Annotated in this window: 8 protein-coding genes; 3 read left to right on the plus strand and 5 right to left on the minus strand. The window is 56.4% G+C overall.

The window, feature by feature from the left end:
- The first annotated feature begins 45 nt into the window (after nucleotides 1-45).
- The gene (locus JHD74_RS21650) at nucleotides 46-2,112 is read left to right on the plus strand and encodes an alpha-amylase (protein ID WP_199063484.1); all 2,067 of its coding nucleotides are present in this window, start codon (nucleotides 46-48) and stop codon (nucleotides 2,110-2,112) included.
- Between the two features lie 134 nt (nucleotides 2,113-2,246).
- Nucleotides 2,247-3,497 carry a valine--pyruvate transaminase gene (locus JHD74_RS21655; protein ID WP_024527350.1) on the plus strand — a complete coding sequence of 417 codons (1,251 nt, stop codon included), beginning with the start codon at nucleotides 2,247-2,249 and terminating at the stop codon, nucleotides 3,495-3,497.
- A gap of 59 nt (nucleotides 3,498-3,556) precedes the next feature.
- Here the strand turns inward: JHD74_RS21655 and JHD74_RS21660 are convergent, their stop codons facing one another.
- The 3 genes from JHD74_RS21660 to ibpA all read right to left on the minus strand — a co-directional run bounded on the left by JHD74_RS21660 (nucleotide 3,557) and on the right by ibpA (nucleotide 6,293).
- A complete protein-coding gene (locus JHD74_RS21660) occupies nucleotides 3,557-5,215 on the minus strand; it encodes a putative transporter (RefSeq protein WP_024527351.1) in 1,659 nt (552 codons plus the stop codon).
- Nucleotides 5,216-5,381: 166 nt separating this feature from the next.
- A complete protein-coding gene (gene ibpB / locus JHD74_RS21665; RefSeq protein ID WP_024527352.1) occupies nucleotides 5,382-5,810 on the minus strand; it encodes a small heat shock chaperone IbpB in 429 nt (142 codons plus the stop codon).
- 69 nt (nucleotides 5,811-5,879) lie between these two features.
- Nucleotides 5,880-6,293: a small heat shock chaperone IbpA gene (gene ibpA / locus JHD74_RS21670; RefSeq protein ID WP_021181374.1), complete on the minus strand. Its 414-nt coding sequence runs from the start codon at nucleotides 6,291-6,293 to the stop codon at nucleotides 5,880-5,882.
- Between the two features lie 432 nt (nucleotides 6,294-6,725).
- Between ibpA and JHD74_RS21675 the strand changes: the two genes are divergently transcribed.
- Nucleotides 6,726-7,085: a YceK/YidQ family lipoprotein gene (locus tag JHD74_RS21675; protein WP_024527353.1), complete on the plus strand. Its 360-nt coding sequence runs from the start codon at nucleotides 6,726-6,728 to the stop codon at nucleotides 7,083-7,085.
- Here JHD74_RS21675 and JHD74_RS21680 read toward each other — a convergent pair whose 3' ends face one another.
- Both JHD74_RS21680 and JHD74_RS21685 read right to left on the minus strand, forming a co-directional pair.
- A complete protein-coding gene (locus tag JHD74_RS21680) occupies nucleotides 7,086-8,366 on the minus strand; it encodes a DUF3748 domain-containing protein (RefSeq protein ID WP_199063485.1) in 1,281 nt (426 codons plus the stop codon). It lies immediately after the preceding gene.
- A gap of 320 nt (nucleotides 8,367-8,686) precedes the next feature.
- Complete coding sequence (locus tag JHD74_RS21685; protein WP_199063486.1) at nucleotides 8,687-9,142, minus strand: fimbrial protein; 456 nt, start codon at nucleotides 9,140-9,142, stop codon at nucleotides 8,687-8,689.
- Nucleotides 9,143-9,291: the final 149 nt, after the last annotated feature.

A 9,291-nucleotide genomic window follows, 5' to 3' on the forward strand; every position in this document is an offset into this window, starting at 1 on the left:
GCTACCCTACGATAAAAACGCTTCCTGCCACGAGTAAGGAGAGCCATGAAACGCCTGACCCTTCCCCTGCTGATGCTGCTGTCACCCGCAGCGCTGGCCAACTGGACGCTGCAAAGCTTCCCGGCCTTCAGCGAACCCACCAGCGGTTTATTTACCAGCCAGGCAACCCTGGCCAAAGGCCAACTGCCGTTGCGGCTGTATCAGAACCAACAGTGCTGGCAGCCCAGCGACGCGGTTAAGCTGAACCAGACGTTGTCGCTGCAGCCCTGTAGCGATAGCGAGCCGGTCAGTTGGCGATTATTTCGCGATGGTGATTATCAGGTGCGTATCGATACCCGCAGCGGTACGCCTACCTTGCAGCTCAGCCTGAAGGCCGAACCGGAAAAAACCGTCGCCGCCGTGGCCCGTACCTGCCAACGCTGGGATGGCCAGCCGATCACGATCGCGGTGAAGGACACCTTTGCCGAAGGCGAAACGGTGCGTGATTTTTACTCCGGCCAGACCGCCACGGTGGTTCAGGGCCAGGTCACCCTGCAACCGGCGGCCAACAGCGGGGGGCTGCTATTGCTGGAATCAGCCAATACGCCGCCACAGGCGGCTTTCGACTGGCACAACGCCACGGTCTATTTTGTGCTGACCGATCGCTTTGAAAACGGCAACCCGGCCAACGATCACAGCTATGGCCGCCACGGCGATGGTATGCAGGAGATCGGCACCTTCCACGGCGGCGACCTCGCCGGGTTGACGAAAAAGCTGGATTATCTGCAACAGCTGGGGGTCAACGCCCTGTGGATCAGTTCCCCGTTGGAGCAGATCCACGGCTGGGTAGGCGGCGGTACCAAAGGGGATTTCCCACATTATGCCTACCACGGTTACTACCACCAGGACTGGACCAAGCTCGATGCCAATATGGGCAACGAGCAGGATCTGCGTAATCTGGTGGAGCAAGCACATCAACGTGGGATCCGCATCCTGTTTGACGTGGTGGTCAATCACGTCGGCTATGCCACGCTGGCCGATATGCAGCAGTTTCAGTTCGGCTCGCTGTACCTGAAGGGTGATGAAGCCGCAAAAACCCTCGGCAAAAACTGGGGCGATTGGCAACCTGGGCCTGGCCAGAGCTGGCACAGCTTTAACGACTACATCAACTTCAGCGATAAGGCAGGCTGGAGCCAATGGTGGGGGAAAAACTGGATCCGCACCGATATCGGCGATTACGACTCACCGGGCTTTGACGACCTGACCATGTCACTGGCTTTCCTTCCGGACATCAAAACTGAAGCGCCCGGAGCCAGCGGCCTACCGCTGTTCTTCCGCCATAAACCTGATACCACCGCGCGCGAAATCCCAGGGGCCACCACCCGCGATTATCTGACGGTCTGGCTCAGCCAATGGGTGCGTGACTATGGCATTGACGGTTTCCGCGTTGATACCGCCAAGCACGTCGATAAACCCACGCTGGACCTGCTAAAGCAACGAGCCACCGAGGCACTGGCAGAGTGGAAAGCGGCCAACCCCAAGCAGGCGCTGGATAACGCACCGTTCTGGATGACCGGTGAAGCCTGGGGCCACGGGGTGATGAAAAGCGACTATTACCAGCACGGCTTCGATGCGATGATCAACTTCGATTTTCAGGATCAGGCCTCGCAGGCGCTGGGCTGCTTCTCCAATATTGATGCCACCTATCAGCAGATGGCGGACAAGCTGCAGGGCTTCAACGTGCTGAGCTATATTTCCTCGCACGACACTCGCCTGTTCTTCGCCAGCGATGCCAAAGGTTCGTTGCCTTTGCAGCAACGAGCGGCAGACCTACTGTTATTGGCCCCGGGCGCGGTACAGATTTATTACGGTGATGAGAGCGGCCGGCCGTTTGGCCCTACTGGCTCCGATCCTTTACAAGGCACGCGCTCGGATATGAACTGGGGTGAACTGCAAGGATCCAAAGCGCCGTTGTTGGCACATTGGCAGCGGCTAGGCCAGTTCCGCGAGCGCCACCCGGCAATCGGTGCCGGTACGCAGCAATCCCAGCAAACGCCTCATTACTATGCCTTTAGTCGCCAGCATGGGGGCGATAAGGTGATGGTGGTGTGGGCTGGCGATCGGTCACAATAATTCAGCGTGTTATGCTGTAAAAACCCCGCCGAGCAACATCTATGCCCGGCGGGTAAGATGTCAGCCGCATTGCACCCGCTTTTATCTGGCGGTATGGTGGGCGTCTACCCGCTTACAACCATATTGCAGCAGCTATGAATTTTTCACTTTTCGGCGACAAATTTACCCGTTACGCGGGCATCACCCGCTTGATGGACGATCTCAATGAAGGCCTGCGCACGCCAGGTGCCATCATGCTCGGCGGCGGTAACCCGGCGCACATCCCAGAGATGGACAGCTACTTCAAACAGCTGTGCCAGGAGATGCTCGACCAGGGCAAGCTGACCGAGGCACTGTGCAACTACGACGGCCCACAAGGCAAAGACGCCCTGCTGAAAGCGCTGGCCACCATGCTGCAAGAAGAGCTTGGCTGGCAGATCGAACCACAGAATATTGCACTGACAAATGGCAGCCAGAGCGCGTTTTTCTACTTGTTTAACCTGTTTGCTGGCCGCTACGCCGACGGCACCCGCCGCCGCGTGCTGTTCCCGCTGGCGCCAGAATATATTGGCTATGCCGATTCCGGGTTGGATGAAGGGCTGTTTGTCTCTGCCAAACCCAATATCGAACTGCTGCCAGACGGCCAGTTCAAGTATCACGTCGATTTTGAGCATCTGAACATCGGTGACGACATCGGCATGATCTGCGTATCGCGCCCCACCAACCCGACCGGCAACGTGATCACCGACGAAGAGCTGATGAAGCTCGATCTGTTGGCGCAGCAGCGTGATATCCCACTGGTGATCGATAACGCTTACGGCGTGCCGTTCCCCGGTATTATCTTCAGCGAAGCCACGCCGCTTTGGAACCCGAACATCATCCTGTGTATGAGCTTGTCCAAGCTGGGCCTGCCTGGCTCACGCTGTGGCATCGTGATTGCCGACGAGAAGGTTATTACCGCGCTGACCAATATGAACGGCATCATCAGCCTGTCCCCAGGCAGCATTGGCCCGGCGCTGGCCACGGAGATGATTGAGCGTGGCGATCTGTTGCGTTTATCCAACGAGGTGATCCGCCCGTTCTACAAGCAGCGTGTCGAGCAGACCATCGGCATTATTCGCCGTTACCTGTCGCCAGAGCGCTGCCTGATCCATAAACCGGAAGGGGCTATCTTCCTCTGGCTGTGGTTCAAGGATCTGCCCATCACCACTGAGCTGCTGTATCAACGGCTGAAAAAGCGTGGCGTATTGATGGTGCCAGGCCACTACTTCTTCCCGGGGCTGGAGCATGAATGGCCGCATACGCATCAATGTATGCGCATGAACTATGTACCTAATCCGGAAGATATTGAGCGTGGCGTGATGATCCTGGCCGAAGAAGTTGAGCGCGCGCACCAGGAAGCGTAGCTGGTTGAGATTTTGTCAGCAGTATATTGGGGCTCCGCAAGCGGAGCCCCTTTTACAGGCTACATCGCCCAGAACAGCACCGCCAGCAGCTGCGGTGACATGATGCGCAGGAACATTGCCAGCGGGTAGACCGTGGCATAAGAGAGCGCTGCGGCACCGCTGGTAGGGTGCAGGCCATTGGCAAAGGCCAGCGCCGGCGGATCGGTCATTGAGCCAGCCAGCATGCCGGAAAGCGTCAGGTAGTTCATCTTACCCACCACCCGGGCCAAAATACCCACGCTAATCAGCGGGATCGAGGTGATTAACGCACCGTAACCGACCCATGCCAACCCATCGCCATGCAGCAGGGTATCAATAAAGTTGCCACCAGACTTCAGGCCAACCACGGCCAGGAACAGTACGATCCCCAGTTCGCGCAGCGCCAGGTTGGCACTGGGCGGCATAAACCAGTACAGCTTGCCGATGCTGCCGATACGCCCCAGGATCAGGGCCACCACCAGCGGACCACCGGCCAACCCCAACCGCAACGCCGCCGGGAAACCGGGGATAAACAGCGGGATAGATCCCAACAGCACCCCAAGGCCAATACCAATAAAGACCGGCAGCATCTGCACCTGTTGCAGCTTCTGCTGGGCGTTACCCACAATCGCCGCCACCGCCTCGATAGATTCTGGCCGCCCCACCAGGTTGAGGATATCCCCGAACTGCAGCGTAACATTGCTGCCAGCCACCAGCTCGACCCCGGCACGGTTGAGGCGCGAAACCACCACTTCATATTTTTGCTTCAGTTCCAGATCGCGGATTTTTTTACCCAACACCTTTTCGTTGGTCACGACCGCACGAACCACTTGCAGTGAAGTCCCCCGGGTGGAGAGCGAAACGTCCACCTCCTCGCCAATCACCAGCCGGGCATTTTCCAGCTTTTCGCGCTTGCCGACCAGGTGCAGGAAATCCCCCAGTTCCAGCGTCTCATGCGGGGCAGGCACCATCAGTAAATCGCCGCGCTTGAGCCGTGAACAGATAATCTCATCACTGTTGAGCAGCGGCACATTCTTGATGGCCATGCCTTGCAGATTGGGGTTACGCACCGCCACGTTCATGGTCTGCAACAGTTCGCGATTACTCCCCAGACTGTCTTCAAACTCCTGCGCTTCCTTATCGATATTGATGCGGAAGAACAGCCGGATCAGCCACATCACCAGCAGAATGCCGCAGATACCGAACGGATAGGCCATCGCATAGCCCATCCCCATGCGGTTAACCAGCGCCGGATCGGAACCCAGATCGGTGAGTATCTGCTGCCCGGCACCGAGCGCCGGGGTGTTGGTAACCGCACCGGAGAACACGCCGAGAATGATCGGCAACGGCACGGCAAACAGCTTATGGACAATCGCCGCCACCACGCCGCCCACCAGCACCAGCAGAATGGCGAAGCCATTGAGCTTGAGGCCGGAAACGCGCAGGGACGAGAAGAAACCAGGGCCAACCTGAATACCGATGGTGTAAACAAACAGGATCAGACCGAACTCCTGGATAAAGTGCAGCATGTCGCCGTTGAGAGTGATCTGGTAAGTCTGTGCAAAGTGCCCGACGATGATGCCACCGAACAAGACGCCGCCTATCCCTAAACCCACGCCATACACTTTCCAGTTGCCAATCCATAACCCGAGAATAGCCACCAACGCCAACATGCTGACGGTCAGGGCGATATCACTCATACGTCACATCCTTACCAAAGTTTAACAATCGGTATGCGATTAAATACCTGCAATTAATAGGGATTCTGACATAAGGCGCGGGGGGGTAATGTGGGGTATGCCACAGAATGCAACGGGGGAGGCCCGAATGGACCTCCCCCGCAAGTTTTTGTTTTTTTTCAGCCGGTTATTTGGCTTCCAGCCCCGGAGTGCTACCGATGCTGATGCGTTGTGGCTGCAAGGCTTCCGGCACGTGACGTACCAGATCGATGTGCAGCAGGCCGTTTTCAAATTTGGCTTCGGCCACCTGCAGGTGTTCTGCCAGGGTAAAGGTCAAGGTGAACTCTTTGCACACCAGCCCCTGATGCAGATACTCCACCTGTTTTTCCGGCGGTGTGGGGTTGCCACGCACAGTCAGGCGCGGGCCTTCCACTTCAATATCTAGTTCGCTCTGTTTGAACCCGGCTAACGCCAGGGAAATGCGATAGTGGTTATCGTCGCTTTTCTCAATGTTATATGGCGGGAACCCTTGTGGCTCCTGGCCGCCCATTGAACTGGCCAGCTTGTCAAAACCGATCCATTGACGCAGAAGTGGGGATAAATCGTAGTTACGCATAGTATAAACTCCTTCAAAGAAGCGAGATTCAAAGTTTGCCCCCTAACGGCAGGCACGGTGATACAACAATTACTTAATTTCGATCCGACGCGGCTTTAATGTTTCCGGCACGATACGTTCCAGATCGATATACAGCAGGCCGTTTTCCAGTTTGGCGCCTCTAATTTGAATATGCTCGGCCAGCTGGAATTTGCGTTCAAAATTACGCTCGGCAATGCCTTGATATAAATAGGTTCTCTCAGCAGGTTCGTTGGTGTGGGCCCCGCGCACAATCAACAGATTGTCTTGCGTGGTGATCTCCAGTTCCTGCTCGGCAAACCCGGCCACCGCGATGGCAATGCGGTAATGATTTTCATCAACCAGCTCAACGTTATACGGTGGATAGCCACCGTTACCCTGGCTTTGGCCAGCCTCAAGGGCGTTGAACAGGCGATCAAAACCGATCGCGGAACGGTACAGCGGGGAAAGATCAAAGTTGCGCATAAAACAGCCTCCTAAGGCACTTCAGCGAGGTTGATAATGAAGCCTTCCATCATGGACAGGCTATAAGGCTTGAATTCCCTTACGGCAAATTCTTAATTTGGCCTTGTAAAGAAGATGGGGTTTGCTTTCCACATTTCAACTGGTGATGATGAAATAATTGCCAATGGAAACGGCGAAAATTTGTTTATCACATACACTCAAAGTGAGATAGCCGCCACAGTGCGGAACGTTGCATCTTTCAATGCTTTGGCTGGATGTTATACACCCTATGGATTTCAAGCTGCAGCTAGGCGACAAGCTTACTCATCCCCAGGAGCTTACTTTTCGTAAGTGACTGGGGTGAGTAAGTGCAGGTAACAACGCTGCAGCTTGAAAGACGACGGGTATAAATCAGCAAATTTCAGGGGATGTGTACCCCCTCAGGATGGACGAATGAAACCAATAAAAAAAATGATAGCGACCGGTTGCCTGCTGCTGACCACTAACGGTTGCTCCAGCGTAGCCAGCCATACCGGGGCCGACCAGGGTTATTACTCCGGTACGCGCGCCAATGTCGATATGATGAAGAGCGAAGATACCAGTTGGGCCATGATGCCCCTGCTAGCGATCGACCTGCCCCTGTCGGCGGCAATGGACACCATTTTGCTGCCTTACGACTACCTGCGCTCAGGCAGCGATAAAGCGGCAGCCTCACCCAAAGCCCGTATCCAGCATGATGAAGAACGAAATCTGGCTGTCAGCGGCAATCCAGGCCAGGGCATGGCAACCTCGCCAGCACCGGCCGGGCCGTAGTTAAACCGCCACCACAAAAATCTGGTTAAATCCGGCGACTTCACGCATAAAGGCCACCTGTTTGCCGTCCGGTGAAAACACCACGGCGTCCCCCAGTGGTGGCTGCGCAGTCCGCTTGGTCAGGCGCTGCAGATTGCCATTGGCGATATCGCACAGCATCACGCTGTTATCACACACCAGCGCAATCTTGCCCCCCTGCGGATGCCAACTGAAGGCCGACTGGATGCTGTGATCCGCTTGTGTCACCTGATTCACCTCCCCGCCATTTGGGGAAATAGTCCACAGTTGCACAATGCCCCGATCGTCCTGCATCAGAAAAGCGATGGCGCTGCCGTCTGGCGAACTCCGCAACCAATGGCGTGGCGTGGTGGCAACCCCAGGATATTTGCGTTGGCCGGTATAGGTTAACCGCCGTTGTTGAACCCCCAACGGGGGGGCAGGTAAGGTTGTTGCCGTTCCCTGCAAGGGAGCATCCCCGGCTTTGGCATAGTCGGCATCGTTTTCCGGCAAATCCACCACAAACACTTCCGGCAGTTTTTCCCCCTGCTGCGAGAGGGTGTCGCCGATAAACGCCAACGCCCAACGCTGGCGGCTGCCATCGGGTTTGCTATAGCCTTGCAGGCCAACCCAGCCCTCTTCGTAAGCCCGATTGATTTGATCGCTGCCCGGCTGCGGGGTTGGTGTGGTTGCGCTAACCAGTACGCAGTAATGGCTACCGTCGTATTCACGTGGGTGCTGCTTGGGCGGATTAACCCCTTGCAGCGGCACCGCTATGCCGACATTGCGCAAATCCAGTGCCGGATCGAGTTCATGCATCACATGGTCGTTATAGGTGAAGCTCAGGCGGCTGGCATCTGGGCTGAATACATGCACGTGGGTACCGCCACGCAGCGCACCAGGGGTATAGGGGGCTGTAATGTCCAGGGCGTCGAGGGTGATCGCCAATTCACGATCCGGTTCGCTGACGATCACGCCACGGCGATGGTGGAAGTCATAATGCCAGTGGCTGTCCGGGTGTTCCGGCCCATGGATAAACACATAACGCGCTGGCGCATCCGGGCTCACCGTTACCACGCCGACATGGGCTCCATGCTGTGCCCGATAAACCACCTCCACCTGACCGCTGGCAACGTTCACCCGTTCAATACTCAGCCCGGTAAAGGATGCGCCGCTTGGCCGTACGTCATACGCCAGCCATTGGCTACAAGGCGTCCAGACGTTAATGTTGGTGAGCTGATGACCTCGCGGATCAAAAGTCAGTTGTCGTTCCTGATGGCTCATGGCGGCTCCTGTATACCGGCTGGCATAGAACCGCCATAGTACCCGATCGGCCTGGCTGTTTCACACCACTCAGGTTTGGGTGACTAATCTCCCCCCCTCTTCCGCAGTACCGATCGAGTACCTGATGAACACTTGCCTGTGGAGAGGGCTAAGGTGAAGGGCTAAGGAATGGAAAATGTCGGGAATGAGTTTACGGCCTAGACGCGGATTTAAGCTAAATCCCTGACACTTAAAAAGGAGGCAGATATTCTGCCCCCATGGTCAATATCAATGCGTGCCAGCTTTTCTCACAAGTATAAAATGGCTACCTTTTCCCCTAATTACTCCATCTCCGCTCTTATGGTGGCAGTTGCATTAAACAGTCCTGCGGATGGCCTGTTGCCAGTCACATTAATCGGGGCCACACTCATGGTGCTAGTACCAGTTTGGGTTGCGTAATTCATGCTAACGGGTAATAACCCACCGTTAGGTGTGACAGTTCCCCCCATGGCATCCAATATCCGTATACCGATATCTGTATTACTGGTTGCCAGCGCGGTCTCATCCCCCGATGAGATTTCACCGTTGATAGATAAACTGATTTTTACACCATCAGAAATATTGCTGCACGCCAGCGTCAAATCCACGACTTTGGGGGTAAAACCGTCAACCCCCGCCCCCTTGGTTATTATATCGCCCGCTTTTATATCCCCAAAGTTCACGTTAATGACCTGACCCGCGTTAATATTACAGGATTGAGGGACAGTTACCGTTGCACTCATGGTGACCTGTGCCAACGGCTGTCTCTTATACACATCTAAAAAAGGGGGGGGGGGGGGGGGGGGGGGGGGGGGGGGGGGGGGGGGGGGGGGGGGGGGGGGGGGGGGGGGGGGGGGGGGGGGGGGGGGGGGGGGGGGGGGGGGGGGGGGGGGGGGGGGGGGGGGGG

Origin of the sequence: Serratia sp. ASV30, from assembly GCF_016428815.1 — a bacterium.
In the GTDB taxonomy this organism is placed as follows: domain Bacteria; phylum Pseudomonadota; class Gammaproteobacteria; order Enterobacterales; family Enterobacteriaceae; genus Chania; species Chania fonticola_C.